Origin of the sequence: Clostridium sp. UMB9555A (genome assembly GCF_030222355.1) — a bacterium.
GTDB lineage: Bacteria > Bacillota > Clostridia > Clostridiales > Clostridiaceae > Sarcina > Sarcina perfringens.
The window spans coordinates 1,022,417-1,043,665 of record NZ_JASORQ010000002.1 but is presented as its reverse complement, the minus strand read 5'-3'; the positions used below and the strand labels follow the sequence as shown (position 1 = coordinate 1,043,665).

Below are 21,249 nucleotides of genomic sequence, written 5' to 3'. Positions count from 1 at the left end.
GGAATGATGTATGTTTAAAGATAAAAAAATGCTTAAATATATTGTCATATATAGTATTATAGCGTTTGGTATATTATTAACCTTTAATATGGTTAAAGATGAAATGCTATATGAAAAAGTAGATTATAGTACTTTCATGCAAATGTTAGATAAAAAGGAAGTTAAATCAGTAAACTTTTCAGGAAATCAAATTGAGATAACACCTTCAGATAGTAGTAATTTAAAAGGAAAAATCTTATATACAACTAATCCAGCAGTTGCAGGTATTAGTCAACCAGAGTTAATTAAAGATTTAACTGTAGCAGGGGTAGAATTCAATGTAACTAAACCAGAAAACTATCAACTTTTAGGTTTATTAATGTCATGGGTTTTCCCATTAATACTTATATTCTTTGTTGGTAGAATGATGTTCTCTAAAATGAATAATAAAATGGGTGGCGGAGTAATGTCATTTGGTAAAAATAATGCTAAGCTTTATGCTGAAAATGAGACTGGAATAACATTTAAAGATGTTGCAGGTCAAGATGAAGCTAAAGAATCCTTAGTAGAAATTGTAGACTTTTTACATGATACAAGAAAATACGTAGAAATAGGAGCTAAGCTTCCAAAGGGGGCTTTATTAGTAGGGCCTCCAGGAACAGGTAAAACTTTACTTGCTAAGGCTGTTGCAGGAGAAGCAAAAGTACCATTTTTCTCAATGTCAGGTTCAGACTTCGTTGAGATGTTTGTAGGTATGGGAGCTGCGAGAGTAAGAGATTTATTTAAGCAAGCAGAAGAAAAAGCTGCATGTATAGTTTTCATAGATGAGATTGATGCTATTGGTAAGAGTAGAGATGGTGCTATTCAAGGAAATGATGAAAGAGAACAAACTCTTAACCAATTATTAACTGAGATGGATGGTTTCGATTCTTCAAAAGGGGTTGTTATTTTAGCAGCTACAAATAGACCAGAGGTTTTAGATAAAGCTTTATTAAGACCAGGTAGATTTGATAGAAGAATAATTGTTGATAGACCAGATTTAATAGGTAGAGAGGAAATATTAAAGGTTCACTCTAGAGATGTTAAATTATCAGATGATGTATCTTTAGAAGAAATAGCAAAATCTACTCCAGGTGCTGTTGGGGCAGACTTAGCAAACATAGTTAATGAAGCTGCTTTAAGAGCTGTAAAACATGGTAGAAAGTTTGTAATTCAAGAAGACTTAGACGAAGCTGTTGAAGTTATAATAGCAGGTCAAGAAAAGAGAGATAGAATACTTTCACCAAAAGAAAAGAAAATAGTTGCATATCATGAAGTAGGTCACGCATTAGTTGCAGCTTTATTAAATAATACTGACCCAGTTCATAAGATAACAATAGTTCCCAGAACAATGGGAGCTTTAGGATACACAATGCAACTTCCAGAGGAAGAAAAATACTTAGTATCTAAGGAAGAAATGATAGATCAAATATCAGTTATGCTTGGTGGTAGAGCAGCAGAGGAAGTAGTATTTAATAGTATAACTACTGGTGCATCAAATGATATTGAAAGAGCTACTCAATCAGCTAGAAATATGATAACTATTTATGGTATGAGTGAGAGATTTGATATGATGGCTTTAGAAGCTATGAGTAATAGATACTTAGATGGAAGACCAGTTAGAAACTGTTCAGAAACTACTGCTGCCATAGCTGATGAAGAAGTTTTACAAGTTATTAAAAAAGCTCATGAAAAATCAATTAAGATTTTAATTGAAAATAGAGAGTTATTAGATGAGATAACAGGTGTTCTTTTAGATAAAGAAACTATCATGGGTGACGAATTCATGGAAATAGTTTATGGTAAATATCCAGAAAAGAGAGAAGCTGATGAAAAGGCTAAAAAGGAAATTCAAAGTCTAAGAGAGCAAGCTTTAGCTAAGAGAAAAGAAAAAGAAGAAGCAATCAAAAAAGCTAGAGAAGAAGCATTAAGATTAGAAGAAGAGCAAAGAAAACAAGCTGAATTAAAAGCTATGATCGAAGCTCAAGAAGAGGCTGCAAAATTAGCAAGAGCTAATAATGAAGCTAACAATGATGCTTTAGATTCATCTAAAGAAAATGAAGAAGTTAAATCTAATGTTAATGATGGAGCTACAGAAGAAAAGAAATATGATAGCTCTACAAATAATAAAGTTGACGGTGAATAGAAATAAAATTTATAAAAATATAGAAAAAAAGATATTTTCTATTTCACTTTTAGTGTTAGTTTAAAATAATATACACTATAATTTTATATGATTATAAAATGTGCATGAAGTTAAAAATGCTTCATGCACTTTTTGACTTTTCATTTGTATTTTTAATGAGAGGAAAGTTAATGTTATAATTGGGTATAATGTAATAGAGAAAGTAAGAAAGGAAGATTCTAATGACTGATAAAAAAGATATAGAATTTTTAGTTGAAGAGAAAAAATTAGAGGAAGTTTCTAATATATTAAATGAAGAAATGCTTTCATATATAAATAAAAGAAAATTTGTAACACAATATATATTAGATTATAGAAAAAATGCAGTTGAAGAATATAAAGATGATGAAGATAAATTAATAGAGTACTTTGACCATGAAAGATATGTAAAAGAACAAGCCTTTACTACAATAGATAAAAAATTAAAGGAATTAACAATCTTAAAGGAATCACCTTACTTTGGAAGAGTTACTTTTAATGATTTAGAGTTTGATCAAAAGGATACTTTATATGTTGGTAGATTTGGAGTAACTCCAGAAGGAAGCTATGAGCCTGTAATAGTAGATTGGAGAGCCCCTGTGGCTTCACTTTTTTATCATGGTAGTTTAGGTGAAGCAAGTTATACATCACCAGATGGACCTATAAAATGTGATATAGAAGGTAGAAGACAGATTATAGTTAAAAAAGGAGAATTAAAGGGAGTTTTTGATTCAGCCATAGATGTAAAAGATGATATTTTACAAATGGTTCTAAGTAATAATAGTTCTGATAAGCTTAAAGATGTAATAATGACAATCCAACAAGAGCAAGATGAAATCATAAGAAAAGAGAGAACTTCTAATATAGTTGTAAATGGGGTAGCAGGTAGTGGTAAAACTACAATAGCACTTCATAGAGTTGCATACCTTTTATATAACTATAGAAAAGAATTAGAAGATAAAGTTCTTATCTTAGGACCAAATGGTATATTTATGGAGTATATTTCACAAGTATTACCTAGTCTTGGGGAAGTAGGAGTAAAACAGGAGACTTTTGCTAGTTTTGCTTTAAAAGAAATGGATAGTGAATTATACATAATGAGTTTTGATAAGTATTTAGAAAAAATACTTTCAGAGGATAAAGAGTTTATAGAGGATGCTAAATATAAAAATTCATATGAGATAATTGAAGATTTAGATAACCTAGTAAAAGAAATGGGTAAGGATTATTTCCATGTTGAAGATGTAAAATACTTTGGTGATTTAGTTATTTCAAAAGAAGAAATAGAAGAAATGTTTAATAAACATTATGAGTATATGCCTTTATTTAGAAGAAGTGAAAAAATTAAGAGAATAATATTATCTAAGATAAAGGATAAGAGAGATGAAAAAGTTTGGGAGCTTAATGAAGAATTAAGAAAAGAAAAGGAAAAATTAACTCCTGAAGAACTTTTAATTGAAGAAAATAACTTAGAATTTAGAAGAAAATTAAGAATAAGAGAAATTGTTAAGGAAGTAATGGATTCAAGAGCTAAGTTAGATAGTTGGATTTCAAGAGAAGATGTTTTAGATATCTATGACAGATTCAATGGAAATAAAAAAGAATATACCATAAATGATTTAGCACCAATATTATACTTAGCAATAAAATTAGAAGGTAAAAAAGCAACAAAGGATTATAGACATGTGGTTATAGATGAAGCTCAAGATTATTCACCACTTCAATTTAAAGTTGTAAGAGAATTAACAGGAACTAAGTATTTTACTGTTGTAGGAGACGTAAATCAAAGACTTATTAAATATTCAGACTTAGCTCCTATGATGGAACTAGGAAAAATATTTGATGATGTAAATCCAGAGATTTATAACTTAAATAAAAGTTATAGAAGTACTTATGAAATAATGGAATATGCAAATAAATATCTTGATGAAGATAGAATAATTCCTATAGTTAGACATGGTAAACCAGTTGAGGAAATTGAATTCCATAATAGTGAAGAACTTTCAGAAAGCATTATTGAGTCTTTAAAAGAATTTTCAAATGAAGGATTAGAAAGTATAGCTATTATAACAAGAGACAAAGAAGAGTTAGAAAAAGTATATAATCTTATAAGTAATAAAGTGCATTTAGTTAAGTTTGATAACGAAGATGTATTATATAAAGGTGGAAATGTTATAATACCATCTTACTTTGCAAAGGGATTAGAATTTGATGGGGTTATTATTGTAGATAATGGGTCATCAAAGGATGAAAATGAAGATCTAATAAAATATATAATGAGTACTAGAGCTCTTCATAGATTAAAAGAAATACAATTTAAATAATTTTACTTTTTAAAAGGATTTTATAAAAATAGATTTTAATAAAAGTTACAAGCATATTTTGAGAATTTCTAAATTAGATATTTTCATTATACTCCCTGTAACTTTTATTATTAAACTTTTATAAAATCCTTTTTATTTTACTAAAGGAGATTAAGTTTTATTGCTGTATAAAATTTGTTTAACATAAGAATAAAATGTATAAAAACACAAAATGGAGGTCTAGAATCAAATAATAAATTTGAAAATAAAACATATTAAAATTAATTAAATAACTAATGAATATGTTTTCTATATGAGTATATAGTTATAAAATGCTTGTTAAAAATAATTTTATATTAAAAATCAACATTTGCAATATATTTATATTAAAAAATATATTGCATTTTTATTCATTAATAATGTATAATTATTCAAGAAGAGAGCAATAAGCGAATAAATATTAGGGGGAATATATATGAAAAAGAATATATTTAAAAAGATATTGTCAGTTGCTATGATTGGAGGATTGACTTTAAGTTTAGCAGGATGTGGGGCAAAAACTGCTAAAGAAAATGGATCTAGTGATAAGGTAGCTAAGATAAAAGAAAGTGGAAAATTAGTAGTTGGTCTTAGTGCTGATTATGCACCTTATGAATTCCATATAATGAAAGATGGAAAGGACCAAATTGTTGGTTTGGATATAGATATTGCAAAAGAGGTTGCTAAAAATCTTGGGGTTGATTTAGAAATTAAAGAGATGGAATTTGGGGCTATAATTCAATCTGTTAAAAATGGAATGATTGATATGGGGATTTCAGGAATAACTCCTGATGAGAAAAGAAAAGAAGCAGTAGATTTTTCAGATATTTATTATGAAGCAGAGCAAGGAATATTAATAAATAAAGATAATAAAGAATCTATAAAAGGAATTGGGGATTTAAAAGGAAAAAAAGTTGGGGCTCAAATGGGGTCTATTCAAGCAGAGATAGCTAAAGGAATAGAAGGAGCAGATGTTAAGCTTTTAGATAATGTAAATACTTTAATTTTAGAATTAAAAACTGGTAAGTTAGATGCTGTAATTACTGAACTTCCTGTTGCTAAAATAGCTTCAGAGGTTAATTCTGAGTTAGCTGTTGCAGATGAGGTGATTAAAAACTCAGAGGGTGGTTCAGCCATAGCAATACAAAAAGGAAATAAAGACTTAGTTGATGAAGTCAATTCTACAATTAAAGAGTTAAAAGAAAATGGAAAGATAGATCAATTTACAAATGATGCTATTGAATTAGTTCCATATCAAAAGAAAGAAGAATAAAATGAATTTTAATAATTAGGGGGCAATACTATGGGGGGATTAGACTTCAGTTTTTTAAAAGAGTATTTTCCAGTGTTTTTGGAAGGTGCTAAATGGACATTAATAATTTCAGCAATAACAGTTATTTTGGGAGCTTTATTAGGAACAATTTTATGCTTTATGAAACGTTCCAAATTTTCAATATTTAAAGTTAAAATTTTAAGGGTTATTTCTACTGCTTATGTAGAAGTTATAAGAGGAACACCTCTTTTATTACAAATATATATAGTTTATTTTGGATTACCTTCCTTTGGAATCCAATTAGAGGTTTTACCTTCATGTATTATTGCTATTTCCTTAAATTCAGCAGCTTATGTTTCAGAAATAATAAGAGCAGGGATAGATGCTGTTGATAAGGGACAATTAGAAGCGGCTAGAAGTTTAGGTATGACAGAAGGAATGGCTATGAGACTTATAATACTTCCTCAAGCTATAAAAAACATACTCCCTGCTATAGGAAATGAGTTTGTTGCCATAATAAAGGAATCATCTATGGCATCTACAATTGGAGTAGCAGAACTTATGTATTCATCAAAAATAGTTACAGGGGCTACTTATAAAGGTTTTGAACCACTTATTGTTATAGCAATGTTTTATTTTGTTATGACATTTAGTTTAGGAAGAGTTATGTCTTATGTAGAAAAGAGGTTGAGTAAATCATGATAAATGTTAGAAATTTATATAAAAGTTTTGGTAAAAATGAGGTTTTAAAAGATATAAATGAAACAATAAAAAAGGGAGAAGTAGTAGTTATAATAGGGCCTTCAGGATCAGGAAAAAGTACATTTTTAAGATGCTTAAATTTATTAGAGGAACCCACTTCAGGGGTAATTAATTTTGAAGGGGAAGATATAACTAATAAAAATGTTGATATAAATAAAATAAGAGAAAAGATGGGAATGGTTTTTCAACAATTTAATCTTTTCCCACATAAAACAGTTATGGAGAATTTAACAATAGGACCAACAAAAATAAAAAATATTTCTAATGGTGAAGCTATAAAAAAAGGAAGTGAATTATTAGAAAAGATAGGTCTTTTAGATAAAAAGAATGTTTATCCAAATTCACTTTCAGGAGGGCAAAAACAGAGAATAGCTATAGCAAGAGCTTTAGCTATGGAACCAGATGTTATGCTTTTTGATGAGCCAACATCTGCTTTGGACCCTGAAATGGTAGGAGAAGTTTTAGGAGTTATGAAATCTTTAGCTAAAGATGGAATGACCATGGTTGTAGTAACCCATGAAATGGGCTTTGCAAAGGAAGTTGGAGATAGAATATTATTTATGGATGAAGGAAGAATAATTGAAGAAGGTACTCCAGAGGAGATATTTCAAAATCCTAAAAATTCAAGAACTAAAGATTTTCTATCAAAAGTTTTATAAATGCCTTTAAGAGATTAAATCTTAATAGATTTAATCTTTTAAATAAATTAATTAGTACAAAAAGAGGATGTAAAGAAAAAAATCTTTATGTCCTCTTTTGTATTTTAAAATAAAAATTAATTATTGAATAAATATTAATTATTTTTTAATGAAAATTTTACTGTAAATGTTATAATATTTAAGTAAATATTATATAGAAAGATAGTGAGGAAATTTTATGAAGGAAAAAGTAAAAAGCTTTTTAAAGTGTAACTGGGTTTTTATTTTCTTAGTGATAACACTTCAAATAAAATCAATGTTACTTTTATCAATGCTTAGAACCCCAGGGTCTAGAGGAATTAATTTTGATTTAATGTATTTTACTCCCCCTGCTTGGTGGGCTCATATAGCAATAGTTACGTTAATAGCGAGTTTTGTTTATCTATTTAAAGGTAAAGGAAGAATGTGGGCAGGTATAGTTATTGATATTCTAGTAACAATTTTATTTGTAGCTGATATTTGGTATTACAGAGTAAATGGAACTTTTTTATCAATAAGACATATAATTGAGCCAGGAATATTTAATCCTGTAGGAAAGAGCTTATTTAATTTAGCTAAAGTAGATGTAGTGTTCATAGTTGATTTTATAATATTATTTTTAGTTTATAACTTTACAGGTTTAAAAAAGGTTAAATATAAAAATAATATAAAAACTAGATTAATTGCATTTATATGCCTTTTTGGAATAAGTGCAACAGTAATAGGGGTATCACACTACTATATAGATATTCAAAGAAAATCAGATAAAAGTTTTTTAAGAATATCATGGGCGCCTTTTCAAACAATTAGCGATTCAAGTCCATTAGGATATCATGGATATGATATTTATTATTATGCTAACAGAAAAGAAACTTTAACTGATGCTCAAAAAAATGAAATTAAAACTTGGTTTGATGAAAACAAAGAAGATTTACCAGATAACAAGTATAAAGGTATGCTTCAAGGAAAAAATGTTATAGCCTTGCAGGTTGAGTCTCTTGAAAACTTTGTTATAGGTAAAAAAGTTTATGGTCAAGAGATTACTCCAAACATAAATAAACTTTTAAAGAATAGCTTATATTTTGATAATATAAAAGAACAAAATAATTCAGGAACAAGTTCAGATTGCGATATAATGGTTAATACATCAATACTTCCTGTTAGAGAAGGAACTACAGTATTTGGGTATCCATGGGCTGAATATAATACTTTACAAAAAATATTAAAAAGTAAAGGATATTCAACAGTTTCAACACATCCAGAGGTTCCTGGAAATTGGAACTGGGCAGAGGTTCATAAGGCATTTAAAGCTGATGAAATATGGGATGCTCATCAGTTTGATCAAAGTGAAATAATAGGACTTGGAATGTCAGATGAGTCTTATTTAAGACAGGTTGGAGAGAGATTAAAGAATCAAAAACAACCTTTCTATACATTCTTAGTAACATTAACAAGTCATGGACCATTTGATATGCCTAAGGATAAACAATATTTAAATTTACCAGAAGATTTAAATGAAAATATGTTAGGTGCATATTTCCAAAGTGTTAGATATACAGATGAAGCTATTGGAGAATTTATAAATCAATTAAAAGAAGAAGGTCTTTTAAACAATACTGTAATAATGATTTATGGAGATCATGGTGGAGTTCATAAATTCTACGAAGATAAAATAAAAGATGCTCCTTTAGAGGGAGATTGGTGGAAAGATGATGAAAAGGAAATACCTTTCTTAATATACAATCCAAGTATTAATGGGGAGACTATATCAAAAGAAGGTGGTCAAATAGATTTCTTACCAACTATAGCATACCTTTTAGGATTTAATAGAGATACTTTTGATAGTACAGCAATGGGAAGAGTATTAGTAAATACTAATAGAAATGCAAGCATATTAAACAATGGAGAAATAGTTGGAAATCCAACACCGGAAGAAAAAGCTCATTTAGAGAAATCATTTAATATTGCAGATATGATTATACAAGGAAATTATTTTAAAAATAATTAATTGAATTTAAAGCTATTAGCTATATTTTTATTAGTATTTAGCTAATAGCTTTACATATATTTTATTAGTTTTAATACTAGAAAGGAGAAGATTTATGGCTAAAAGTAATGGACTTTTAAGTAAAATAGGTGGATTCTTTAAAAAGTTTCCTTTAGAAATTTTATTTTATATTTTACTTGTATTTAAAATTACTGTTTTTTGTACAATGCTAAAAAGCAATAGTGGAATGGAGCTGAATTTAGGATTTGTATATGGATTAATAGATTATAAGATAATATATCTTTTATTCCCATTAATATTCATAAGTTTTGGGTTTTTATTTAAAAGATGGGGAAAGTTTATTTATCTATATATTGTAGACTTAGGAATTTCAGCACTTTTAATTTTTGATTTACTTTATTACAGACTGTATGGAACTTTTCCATCAATAAAGTTTTTAATTTACCCAGATTTATTTAATCCTTTAAATAAGGATCTTATCTTCTTTAGAAGTAGGATGCTATTATTTATAATAGACTTAGTATTATTACCTATACTTTACATATTATTTAGAAAGTACACTAAGGATTGGTATTTTGGAAAGGTAAAATATAGAGTTATAGCATTTTTATTAACATTCTTAGTACCAAGTGGATGTGTGTTAGGAAAATACTATTTATATGATGTTAAGGATATAACTAATGGAGAAAAAGGATTTTTAAGGGTTGCTTGGACACCAACTAGTGGAATTTTCAGAGCTACTCCTTTAGGATATCATTTCTTTGATATTTATAAGACCTTAGTTCTTGATAAGGATATAAAATTAAGCAATGAAGAAAAACAAGAAGTTAAAAATTGGCTTGATGCAAATTATGAAAACTTACCAGATAATCAATATAAAGGGGAATTAAAAGGCAAAAACTTAGTTGTGTTACAAATTGAATCTTTAGAAGATTTTGTTATAAATAAAAAAATTGATGGACAGGAAATAACTCCTACATTAAATTCAATACTAAAGAATTCATATTATTTCCCTAACATTTATGAAGAAAACTTAACTGGATTTAGTTCGGATGCGGATTTAATGGTTAATACAGGTATGTTACCAATAACTAATACTGCTACATCTTTTGCTTATCCAAGTAGAACTTTAACAACATTGCCATCTATATTAGAAAAGAATGGTTATACTACAGTTTCAGCTCATCCAGAAGTAGCTGGAAGTTGGAATTGGGGAGAAGTACACCACAGTTTACTAAAATTCCAAAAGTCATATACATTATATGACTTTAATGAAGATGAAATAATTGGATTAGGAATTTCAGATAAGAGTTACTTAACTCAATTAGCTACTAAGGCTGGGGATTTAAAACAACCATTCTATCTATTTACTGTTACTTTAACAAATCATGGTCCTTTTGAGATTGATGATGCACATACAACAATAAAAATACCTAGTGAAATAGAAGGAACTCTTATAGGACAATACTTTAAAACAGTAAGATATACAGATGAAGCTATTAAAATGTTTATGGACAAGCTAAAAGAAGAAGGAAGATTTGATGATACTGTATTTGTTATATATGGTGATCATGCTGGTCCAAATAAATATTATAAAGAGCAATTAAAAGATGTTAATTTTGATGGTAACTATTGGAAACTTAATGAGAAAAAAGTACCACTTATAATCTATAATCCATCAATACAAGGAAAAACAATAGAAACTAAAGGTGGACTTATAGATGTTATGCCAACAGTTTCATATCTTTTAGGAGTTAATGATGGTAGCTTAAGAAATGTAATAGGAAGAAATCTTTTAAATACAAATAGAAATATAGTAGCACTTCCAGGTGGTGAAGTAGCAGGAGAGGCTAAATCTCAAGATGAATTAAATCATGTTAAACAATCTTATGATATATCAACTAAGATAATAAGATCAGATTATTTTAAAAATAATTAATAAAAAAGAGGACTGTGAAAAATAAGTTTTAAATATTTTTAATATAAGTTCTCAAGTTTGTATAAAAAAAGTAGCTATGAAAATTCATAGCTACTTTTTGTTTTAACAAGTAAAATCTTTATCAATAGTTATTATGCAGTTATATTGAGGGTGAGTTTCTTTGACTGCCTTTATAATTTCTTCTTTAAGCTCACTTTCAGACATAACTTTTCTAAGTTTCTCAGGATTAACAACAATATCGAATATAAGATTTTTCTTGTTACCATGACCAACAATTCTAAAATCATGCATTGATTCTATTAGTGGATTATATTTGATAATTTTGTCTATTTCTTCTTTAGCTTGTTTTATTTCATCATCTTCTAAACAAATAGGGTCCATATGGATTACTAGATAAATCTTTAGTTTTTTAGAAATTTCTCTTTCAGCCATATCTATGATATCGTGTATTTTCATAACATTTATGTCAGAAGGTATTTCTGCATGAATTGAAGCCATACACTTACCTACACCATAGTTATGAATTATAAGATCATGAACTCCTATTATATGGTCATATGATAAAACCATTTCTCTAATATTTTTAGCAAGCTCTGGATCAGGTGCTTCTCCTAAAAGTGGATTTATAGTCTCTTTTACTAAAGTAAATCCAGCATATAGAATAGCTAGTGAAACAATAACACCTATATATCCATCAATAGGGAAAGTAGTAAATTTTGCAGCTAAAAATGATATAACAACACATGTTGAAGTAAATACATCCCCTAAAGCATCAACTGAAGCAGCTTTAAGAGCTGAAGAATTTATTCTTTCACCTGTTAATTTATTAAATCTACTTAACCAAAATTTAAAGAATATTGATACTACAAGTAGAATAAAAGGAATTATTTCAAAGGTTACAGGTGTTGGATTGAGAATTCTTTCAATTGATGATTTGGTGAATTGAAAACCTACTAACATTACCATGAATGCTACTATTAGAGCTGAAATGTACTCAATTCTACCATGTCCAAATGGATGCTCTTTATCAGCTGGCATTTTAGCCAATTTAAAACCTATCATGGTTATTACAGAAGATCCAGCATCAGATAAATTATTAAAGGCATCTGCTGTTATAGCTATACTTGCTGAAATTAATCCTACAGAAAATTTTATTAAGAATAAAATTATGTTAACAATTATTCCAACTATACTAGCTAAGTACCCATAAGAACTTCTAACACTTTCATTTTCTGTGTTTTTGTAATCCTTAATGAAGGTTTTTATTATAAGATTTGAAAACATATTAATCATCTCTCCATTTTTATTAAGTTTTAAACTAAATTCTAGTTAAAATTATATTCAATTTATATATATTTAAAATTAAACTCACTTTTAAATATAAAATTTAGCAATTATATTAACTTTATTCAAGTAAATCTCATTTTATTATATCACAATATTTTATATTGAAAAATATTGAAATAGAATATAAAATAATAAGCAAATTGGGAAATTTTTAATATAGGGAAATTATGAAATATAGGAGAGAAAAGGAAATATGAATAGAAGGAAAATAAGGGCTTTATTAATGTCGTGCGTTTTAGTTACGAATATTTCAAGCTTTAGTGAAATTGTTCTAGCAGATGAAAATAAGGGAGGAGAAGTTCAAAAGGAAAGTCATAAGGAAAGCAATTGTATAGCTGGTGACTACCATGAAGTTAATAATGGAAATGCAAAAGATACAGAGAACACACCTGTTATAAATGGAATAAAAGTAAACAAACAATTGATAGATATAAATTACTCCCAAGGAGTTACTATAAATCCAAAATATATAGTTATACATGATACTGATAATAGACAAGCTGGTGCTAATGCTATGGCTAATAGAAATTACTTTGCAAATCATCCAAATGCTAAAGCATCAGCACATTATATAATTGATGAAGGTAATATTATTCAAGCTTTAGAAGACACTTGGAAGGGGTGGCATGTTGGAGATGGTAATAATCCAAATATAAATAATTCCACAACTATTGCTATAGAACTATGTGTTAATAAGGGAAATGACTTTGATAAAACTTTAGAAAATGGAATTGAATTAACTAAATATCTAATGAATAAATACAATATACCAGCAGAAAACGTTGTTATGCATAGAGATGCAAGTGGAAAAACATGTTCAAGGATGATGATTGAAGATAGACCAAGTTTATGGCCTTATTTTAAAGATAGAATTTCTGGTGGAGATGGAAGCTTAGAAGATGACGGGTTAAAGCCTAAAATGCAAGGAAAAGTTATTAATGCTTCTGTTCTTAATGTAAGGGAGAGTCCAAGCACTTCAGGAAGAATAGTTCACAAATTAAATAGAAATCAAGTGGTAGGAATATATGAAGAGTTAAATGGATGGTACAAAATTGACTATATAGATGGAGTTAAAAAGAAGTATGGATATGTAAGTAAGGATTATATATCAATAATTAATGAGAATCCTGAGGACGAAGAAACTAATGGGGATGCTGAAACAGAAAAACCACCTGTATCAGTAAATAAAAAAGGAGTAGTAAAAGTAAATAGTGCCTTAAATATGAGAAGTGGTCCAGGAAGCAACTACGGAGTAATAGGAACTTTACGTAATAATGATGAGGTAGAAATTATTAAAGAAGTAGATGGATGGTATGAAATAAAGTTTAATGGAAAGGTTGGATATGTATCAAGTCAATATATAAAAGTAGTAGATAACGAGTCAAGTGAAGAGAAACCAGTAGAGCCAGAAAAACCATCTGTATCAGTAAATAAACAAGGGATAGTAAAAGTAAATAGTGCCTTAAATATGAGAAGCGGTCCAGGAAGCAATTACGGAGTAATAGGAACTTTACGTAATAATGATGAGGTAGAAATTATCAAAGAAGTTGATGGATGGTATGAAATAAAGTTTAATGGAAAGGTTGGATATGTATCAAGCCAATACATAAAAGTACTAGATAACGAGTCAAATGAAGAGAAACCAGTAGAGCCAGAAAAACCATCTGTATCAGTAAATAAACAAGGGATAGTAAAAGTAAATAGTGCCTTAAATATGAGAAGTGGTCCAGGAAGTAATTACGGGGTAATAGGAACTTTACGTAATAATGATAAGGTAGAGATAATTAAAGAAGTTGATGGATGGTATGAAATAAGATTTAATGGTAAGGTTGGATATGCTTCAAAGTCATATATAACTATAGTCAATGAAGGGTCTAACAATGGAAATGAGAGTGGAATTAAAGAAGGAACTGTATATGGGGTAAGCACAAATCTAAATGTTAGAACTGGTCCAGGAACTTCATATCAAGTTATTGGATACTTATTATCAGGAGATAAAGTTAAAATTTTAGGAGAGGAAAATGGTTGGTATAAGGTTGAATTTAATGCCAGTACAGGTACTAAGAATGGATATGTGAGTAAAGATTACATTAAAGTGTAATTAGTTGTGAATATATTTAAATAGTGTAAATTTTTGAATAAAGGAAGTACTTTTTAGATAACTTTAAGATTTTGTTAATTATGGATTTTGTGGTAAAGTATAATTAAAAGTATCTATTTTATACAGAAAGGTGAGATACATATGGAAAAAGTTATTGCAAATGAATTAATTAATTTTTTATATGAAAGTCCAACAGCTTTTCATGCAGTAAAGAATGTTAAGGACACTTTAGAATTTGAAGGTTTTAAAGAATTAAAAGAGGCTGATAGATGGAATCTAGAAGTGGAAGGAAAGTATTTTGTAACTAAAAATGATTCAGCTTTAATTGCTTTTAGAGTTGGTAAAGGTGATATTGCTGAAAATGGATTTAAAATAATTGGTGCTCATACTGATTCACCAGGATTTAGAATAAAACCAAATCCAGAGATTACAGTTGAAAATACTTATATAAAATTAAATACAGAGGTTTACGGAGGACCAATACTAAATACTTGGTTTGATAGACCACTAGCTTTAGCTGGAAGAGTATCATTAGTAAGTAAAAATCCATTAAAACCAGTAAATAAGATTGTTAATATAAATAGACCTATACTTATAATTCCAAACTTAGCTATTCATATGAATAGAGAAGTTAATGAGGGATATAAAATAAATAGACAAAAGGATACATTACCTTTATTATCACTTGTTAATGAAACTTTAGAAAAAGGTAATTATTTAGTTGAACTTTTAGCAAAAGAATTATATTGTGAAAAAGAGGATATTCTTGATTTTGAATTATATCCATATGAATATGAAAAAGGTTGCTTAATGGGATTAAATGAAGAGTTTATATCTTCAGGAAGATTAGATGATTTATCAATGGTTCATGCAGGTATTAAAGCATTAATGGATGCTGAAGTATCACAAGCTACTAATGTAATGGTATGTTTTGATAATGAAGAGGTTGGAAGTGCTACTAAACAAGGTGGAGATTCAGATTTCTTAAAAACAATATTAGAAAGAATAGTCCTAGCTTTAGGTAAAGATAGAGAGGATTTCTTAAGATCATTATCAGAATCATTTATGATTTCAGCAGATTTAGCTCATGCTGTTCATCCAAATTTAGGAGAAAAACACGATCCTGTAGTTAGACCTGTTTTAGGAAAAGGACCTGTAATAAAAATAGCAGCATCACAAAGCTATACAAGTGATAGTGATTCATCAGCTGTTTATGAAATGATATGTAGAAATGCAGGAGTTAATGTTCAAAAGTTTGTTAATAGATCAGATATGAGAGGTGGTTCAACTATAGGACCAATATCATCAACTCATTTACCAATAAGATCAGTTGACATGGGAACTCCAATATTAGCAATGCATTCAATAAGAGAGTTTGGTGCCGTTAAAGATCATTTTGATTGTATAAAGTCATTCACTGAATTCTTTAGAATTTAGTCTATTAATAATTTTCAATATATTTAGTTAATATAATTTTTATTAATTATAATAAAAGTGGGATGTAGAAATTTACATCCCATTTTTTATATTTAAATATCATCGTCGTCTAGCATATCGCCTTCTATATAGTCAAATTCACTATAGGATATATTATTGCAAACTATATCATCTTCTAACGGATTTGGTAGTTTAGTATAAGTCTTACCAGTTTTAGAATAAGAAACTAAGTCATGTTTTTCTGGACTATAAAAGTCTCTATCTCTTGGAGGATATTTTTTACTCATATTTATTTCCCCTTTCAAATTTTAATTTTGAGTTTTGTTTTAGATTAATGATTTAATTTAAATTAGATAAATTAAAGTTACATCAATAAAAACAAAATTATTAATACAGCTATAAATTAGAGTTTTAATATCTAAATTTTTAGCTTAAATTTATTTTTCCCAAAATAAATTTAGTTATTAAGTTAAAATTAGATTTTGCTTGGCAATTAGTATAGTTTTTAGGAAACCTATGTGTTATTTTGCTAAAACTATTATTAATAAGTTTTAAGTAGCTTATATTTATTTAAAGTGGAATTAATAAAGTTGAAAAAAGAAATACTATACTTTAGGATGGTATAATAAGAAGAAAAAAATAGAAAATACATAGTTGGCAGTTTGGAGGGAGATTTTAATTATGTCATATAAATTAATATGTATAGATATGGATGGAACATTATTAAATAATAAACATGAAATTAGTGAAAGAAATAAAGAGGCTATAAGAAAAGCTACAGAGAGAGGCGTAAAGGTAGCTGTGACAACAGGGAGATTATTTGCATCAGCTAAATATTATGCAGGACTTTTAGGAGTTAAAACACCTATAATATCATGTAATGGTGCTTTTATAAGAGAAAAGGACGAAGATAAAATAATATATGAATCTGTTTTAAATGAGGATCAATTAGATAGAATATATGATGTCATAAAAAAATATGATATTAATATGGCTTATTTTAATACACCAAACACTGTAATCTCTGAAAAGATTGTTCCAGAAGAGCATGGCTATAAGGTTATGAATAAAATGATGGGAAAATCAAAGGAAAAGGTAATGTTTTCAGAAGGAATAGATTTTAGAGAAGCTTTTAAAACTTATGGGAAACATATACTTAAGGCTATTTGTATAGAAAATGATAGTAATAAGCTTAATGATTTATTTAAGGCAAAAGAAGAATTGAAAAAATATGAAGATTTAGAAGTTGTAAGTTCTTCACCAAGCAACTTTGAAGTAATGAATAAAGGTACTTCAAAAGGACGTGCCGTAAAAGTTTTAGCTGATATATTAAATATAAACAGGGAAGAGATTATGTGTTTAGGAGATAGTGAAAATGATCTTAGTATGATAGAGTTTGCTGGACTTGGAGTAGCTATGGGAAATGCAGAAGAATTTTTAAAAGAAAAAGCTGATTACATAACAGATACAAATGAAAATAATGGAGTAGCTAAGGCTATAGAAAAATTTGTATTAGATTAATTTGGCGATATTTTTTTATAATATAGAAGACACTAATTTTATATAAGATTAAGTGAAAAGTTAAGTTTTTTTTAGTATTTTAAAAATATTTTCTTAAATAAAGAGAGACTAAAATCGTAAAATTTAGGATTTTAGTCTCTTTATTTTCATGAAAATTTATTTTGTACAGTAAAAGTTTTCTATAAATTTCTCTATATTATTTATTTTATTCCTTGGTTGTAGTTGTTTTGGATTCTTTTTTTGTTATGGTAGAATAACCTTTTTTAGTTGTAGTGGTAGTTGTGGTAGTAGTTGTGACCACTGTTGTAACAATAGTAGTGGAATCATCTAAATTTTTATCCTCTTTTGATAAAGCTGGTTTAAATGGCCACCAATTTGCCTTTCCAAATATTTTTACCATTGCTGGAATAAATAGAGGAAGAACAAATACAACATATAAAAGTATGCCTGTTAGAACCACCATGGAAATTTCAATTAAGGATAATACTCCAGATGGAAGTAAGGCTGCAAAGGTACCACTAAGGATTATTACGGCAGATATTATTACTCCACCCATACTTTTCATTGTTCTTATTATACGATCTTTTATGGAACCATTAAGATCTTGGTTAAATCTTGTCATTATAAATATTGAATAATCTATACCTAAAGCCATTAAAACTACAAAACCAAAGAATGATGTTATCCATGATATACCTGGATATCCCATGATTTTAGTGACAACAAATTGTATTACGCTTATTGAAGTAAAATAAGTTAGTAATAAAGAAATCATTAAGTAAATTGGCATTGTTAAAGATCTCAATATAATAATTAAGGTAATAAATACTCCAACTATTACAAATATTAAAGCTTTATCATAATCAGAGTCAGCCATCCTTTTAGTTTCGTATGTTGTACTAGCCATTCCACCAATACCTATATTAGCATTTTCTAACTTAGTTCCTTTAACTCCATCTTGAACAAGAGATTTAAGATTAGGAATTTCATTAACTGCTTCATTAGAATAAGGATTCTTTGTAGTAATTACATTTATTACTGCTAATTTACCATCTGAGCTCATATATTGATTTAGGGATTTTTTAAATTCATCATTACTAAATACCTCAATTGGAACACAAATTCCTGAAAGATTATAAGATAGATTTGACCAATCATTTATAAATCCGTTAGCATACTTAAGACCATTTTGAATTTCAGTTAGTCCATTAGAACCAGCCTCAAGTCCATTAGATAATTCATTTATTTGGCTAGAAAATTCTTTGAAACCATCTTTGATTTTAGATTGACCATTAGCTATTTGGTTTAAGGCATTTGAAATTTCAGGAACTTTAGATGAAATTTCTTCTCCACCTGATAAGGATTTACCAAGACCACTATCTAAAGCCTTTAATCCATTTTCAATTTCAGAAATTCCAGAATTAAATTTATCTAAATTATTTATTACAGTATCCTTTTTACTATTTAAAGTATTTATTAAAACTTTTAATGCACCTATACTTTCATTAATTGCTTTAATCTCTGAAGTATTATTAATAGTTCCTTGTAAATTATTAGAGTTATTATTTAAATTATTAATATCATCAGAGAATTTTTTGAAATTTTCATCATTTAAAACCTCTGGATGTGACTTTGAATATTCACTTAAATGAGAATTCAATGATGAAAGAGATTCTTTAAGTTTACTAGTATCTACATTAACTGAATTTGGATTACCTGTTAAGGAATCAATTTTGTTTAAATTATCAAGAACATCATTAGCAGAATTAACTATGGCACTATAATCTCCTTCAAGTTGAGATTTACTTAGTTTTAAAGAATTAACTTTATCTAAGGCTCCATCTATGGAATCTTTTAATTCTGTAGCTCCATTATGTTCCTCACGAATACTTTCTACAAGTTTATTAAGAGCACTTTGAAGTTCAGAAACTCCAGTTTCAGTTTTTTTAGTACCCTCTTGAAGCTTAGCTGTACCTTCTTCAGCCCCCTTTAACTTGCTCTTTGATGAATCTATTTTTTTACTAGCATCACTTAATCCATCATTTATTTTGTTTAATCCATTATTTGCTTTATCTATACCTTGTGAAACTTGACCAGCTTGGTCATTTACATAAATTTCATCAAGACGAACTCCTGTTGGTCTAGTAACACTTAATACTGATTTTATATCACTACTAGAATTTTGTAGGTTGTTAGAAAGTTTTTCTATTAAGGCTACATATTCAGGCTTTCTCATATCATCATCATTTTCTATATATATTGAAACAGGAGATGCTTGTCCTATACCAAAGTCATCTGCTATTATATTAAATCCTTCCTTAGCAGAGTAAGTATCACCAATCTCATTTAAATTGTTAAATGATTGATGAAAGTTATTAAATAAAATAGGAAGTAAAAGTATGGTGAATATAGCTCCTAGTATAGGAATTGGTTTACTAAATGCTTTATTAGCTAACTTAGCCCAAAGTCTATTTTCTTCTGCTTTAAAGGTTCCTTTAACAGGCCAGAAAATATTCTTTCCTAATATAATCATCACCGCTGGGAAAATTGTAAATAAGGCTGCAATTAAAAATAATATACCAATTGCTACAGCTACGGCACTTCTATATAAATTAAATCCAATAAAATTTAAGGATGCAAAAACAACAAATACTGGAGTAGCACTAGATAAAACTGTTTTACCAGCAGTTTTAAAGGTTGTTTTTACAGAATCAAGTTTATTATTTCCATTAGCTAATTCCTCTTTAAATCTATTAAGTAGCAAAATAGAGTAATCAGTTCCAATACCGAACATTATACAAATCATAAATATTTGAGTATAGTTTGAAAGAGGAAAATTAAACTTATCTGCTAAAATCCCGACAACAGATTGAGCTCCTAAATAACTTATTCCTACAGTGAGTAAAGGGATAAATGGAGTAATTACTGATTTAAACAATAGTATAAGGACTATGAATATAAATATTACAGTTATTGTTTGAGTTTTGTTTAATCCTTTTTGTGCAGCTACATTAACATCATTCTCTATAAGACTTTGTCCTGTAACATAGGTTTCAACCCCTGGAGTTTTTAATTCATCATTTAAAGTTTTTTCTATTGTACTTACAGATGAGTCCTTTGGATTTATTGTCATTAAGGCTATAATAGTTTTACCATTTTCAGAGTTAAGTTGATTTTTTAGCTGAGGAGTATCAAAACTATCATTTATACTTTGAATATAATCACTATTTTCTTGTGATTTTAATCTATCAATAGTATCTTTTATATTTTTTAGATTTTCATCTGTTAATTTATTACTTGAGTGAAAAACAGCTATATAGCTATCTTTACTATTAAATTTATTATCTGATTGGAGGATATCTGAAATTTTAGAAGAATAATCATCAGGTAATTGTATTCCTCCTTTTTCACTAACTAGCTTTGATAGGGAAGGAGCAGTTAAAAATAAAAATGCTACAACTGCACACCATATTATTAAAATAAAAAAGCTAAGTGGTTTATTAAGTTTAATTTTTTTAAGTATATTATCTTTCATATAGTCCCTTCTTTCTTTTACCACTTTAATTAACTTAGTTAATAAAAAATTAATAATTTCATCGAGTTTTTTAGAGTTGCTTTAAATTAAATTTCACTTAAGATACAAGATATTATTTAATTTAA

13 protein-coding genes are annotated in these 21,249 nt (G+C 28.1%); 10 read left to right on the top strand and 3 right to left on the bottom strand.

What is annotated here, in order from left to right; all coding sequences use genetic code 11:
* Positions 1–10 precede the first annotated feature (10 nt).
* The 7 genes from ftsH to QP548_RS09980 all read left to right on the top strand — a co-directional run bounded on the left by ftsH (position 11) and on the right by QP548_RS09980 (position 11,183).
* A complete protein-coding gene (ftsH, locus tag QP548_RS10010; protein WP_061426515.1) occupies positions 11–2,164 on the top strand; it encodes an ATP-dependent zinc metalloprotease FtsH in 2,154 nt (717 codons plus the stop codon).
* 221 nt (positions 2,165–2,385) lie between these two features.
* Positions 2,386–4,506 carry a HelD family protein gene (locus tag QP548_RS10005; protein ID WP_061426516.1) on the top strand — a complete coding sequence of 707 codons (2,121 nt, stop codon included), beginning with the start codon at positions 2,386–2,388 and terminating at the stop codon, positions 4,504–4,506.
* 454 nt (positions 4,507–4,960) lie between these two features.
* Positions 4,961–5,797 carry an ABC transporter substrate-binding protein gene (locus tag QP548_RS10000; RefSeq protein WP_061426517.1) on the top strand — a complete coding sequence of 279 codons (837 nt, stop codon included), beginning with the start codon at positions 4,961–4,963 and terminating at the stop codon, positions 5,795–5,797.
* A gap of 30 nt (positions 5,798–5,827) precedes the next feature.
* Entirely contained in the window at positions 5,828–6,499 is a 672-nt protein-coding gene (locus tag QP548_RS09995; protein ID WP_003476881.1) for an amino acid ABC transporter permease, read from the top strand.
* On the top strand, positions 6,496–7,218 hold the full coding sequence (locus QP548_RS09990) for an amino acid ABC transporter ATP-binding protein (RefSeq protein WP_061426518.1): 723 nt from the start codon (positions 6,496–6,498) through the stop codon (positions 7,216–7,218). Before QP548_RS09995 ends, QP548_RS09990 begins: the two co-directional genes overlap by 4 nt.
* Positions 7,219–7,435: 217 nt before the next feature.
* Positions 7,436–9,244, top strand: coding sequence for an LTA synthase family protein (locus QP548_RS09985; protein ID WP_061426519.1), 1,809 nt, complete (start codon positions 7,436–7,438; stop codon positions 9,242–9,244).
* Positions 9,245–9,338: 94 nt separating this feature from the next.
* Positions 9,339–11,183 (top strand): LTA synthase family protein, encoded by a 1,845-nt coding sequence (locus tag QP548_RS09980; protein ID WP_061426520.1) that lies wholly within the window; start codon positions 9,339–9,341, stop codon positions 11,181–11,183.
* Positions 11,184–11,285: 102 nt separating this feature from the next.
* Here QP548_RS09980 and QP548_RS09975 read toward each other — a convergent pair whose 3' ends face one another.
* Positions 11,286–12,467 carry a cation diffusion facilitator family transporter gene (locus QP548_RS09975; protein ID WP_061426521.1) on the bottom strand — a complete coding sequence of 394 codons (1,182 nt, stop codon included), beginning with the start codon at positions 12,465–12,467 and terminating at the stop codon, positions 11,286–11,288.
* Between the two features lie 256 nt (positions 12,468–12,723).
* On the opposite strand from QP548_RS09975, the gene QP548_RS09970 reads away from it, so the two are divergent.
* Positions 12,724–14,631, top strand: a complete 1,908-nt coding sequence (locus QP548_RS09970) for an SH3 domain-containing protein (protein WP_061426522.1) — start codon at positions 12,724–12,726, stop codon at positions 14,629–14,631.
* 135 nt (positions 14,632–14,766) lie between these two features.
* A complete protein-coding gene (locus QP548_RS09965) occupies positions 14,767–16,068 on the top strand; it encodes a M18 family aminopeptidase (protein WP_370867228.1) in 1,302 nt (433 codons plus the stop codon).
* Positions 16,069–16,160: 92 nt separating this feature from the next.
* Here QP548_RS09965 and QP548_RS09960 read toward each other — a convergent pair whose 3' ends face one another.
* Positions 16,161–16,355: a hypothetical protein gene (locus QP548_RS09960; RefSeq protein WP_003448762.1), complete on the bottom strand. Its 195-nt coding sequence runs from the start codon at positions 16,353–16,355 to the stop codon at positions 16,161–16,163.
* Between the two features lie 394 nt (positions 16,356–16,749).
* On the opposite strand from QP548_RS09960, the gene QP548_RS09955 reads away from it, so the two are divergent.
* Positions 16,750–17,589, top strand: a complete 840-nt coding sequence (locus QP548_RS09955; RefSeq protein ID WP_061426524.1) for a Cof-type HAD-IIB family hydrolase — start codon at positions 16,750–16,752, stop codon at positions 17,587–17,589.
* A gap of 205 nt (positions 17,590–17,794) precedes the next feature.
* Here the strand turns inward: QP548_RS09955 and QP548_RS09950 are convergent, their stop codons facing one another.
* Positions 17,795–21,124 (bottom strand): MMPL family transporter, encoded by a 3,330-nt coding sequence (locus QP548_RS09950; protein WP_061426525.1) that lies wholly within the window; start codon positions 21,122–21,124, stop codon positions 17,795–17,797.
* Positions 21,125–21,249: the final 125 nt, after the last annotated feature.

Bases quoted from the DNA above. Each gene is read 5' to 3' on its own strand.
- QP548_RS10005 (WP_061426516.1), top strand. From the start codon at position 2,386: ATGACTGATAAAAAAGATATAGAATTTTTAGTTGAAGAGAAAAAATTA.
- ftsH (WP_061426515.1), top strand. From the start codon at position 11: ATGTTTAAAGATAAAAAAATGCTTAAATATATTGTCATATATAGTATT.
- QP548_RS09975 (WP_061426521.1), bottom strand. From the start codon at position 12,467: ATGTTTTCAAATCTTATAATAAAAACCTTCATTAAGGATTACAAAAAC.
- QP548_RS09995 (WP_003476881.1), top strand. From the start codon at position 5,828: ATGGGGGGATTAGACTTCAGTTTTTTAAAAGAGTATTTTCCAGTGTTT.
- QP548_RS09955 (WP_061426524.1), top strand. From the start codon at position 16,750: ATGTCATATAAATTAATATGTATAGATATGGATGGAACATTATTAAAT.
- QP548_RS09990 (WP_061426518.1), top strand. From the start codon at position 6,496: ATGATAAATGTTAGAAATTTATATAAAAGTTTTGGTAAAAATGAGGTT.
- QP548_RS09970 (WP_061426522.1), top strand. From the start codon at position 12,724: ATGAATAGAAGGAAAATAAGGGCTTTATTAATGTCGTGCGTTTTAGTT.
- QP548_RS10000 (WP_061426517.1), top strand. From the start codon at position 4,961: ATGAAAAAGAATATATTTAAAAAGATATTGTCAGTTGCTATGATTGGA.
- QP548_RS09980 (WP_061426520.1), top strand. From the start codon at position 9,339: ATGGCTAAAAGTAATGGACTTTTAAGTAAAATAGGTGGATTCTTTAAA.
- QP548_RS09960 (WP_003448762.1), bottom strand. From the start codon at position 16,355: ATGAGTAAAAAATATCCTCCAAGAGATAGAGACTTTTATAGTCCAGAA.
- QP548_RS09950 (WP_061426525.1), bottom strand. From the start codon at position 21,124: ATGAAAGATAATATACTTAAAAAAATTAAACTTAATAAACCACTTAGC.
- QP548_RS09985 (WP_061426519.1), top strand. From the start codon at position 7,436: ATGAAGGAAAAAGTAAAAAGCTTTTTAAAGTGTAACTGGGTTTTTATT.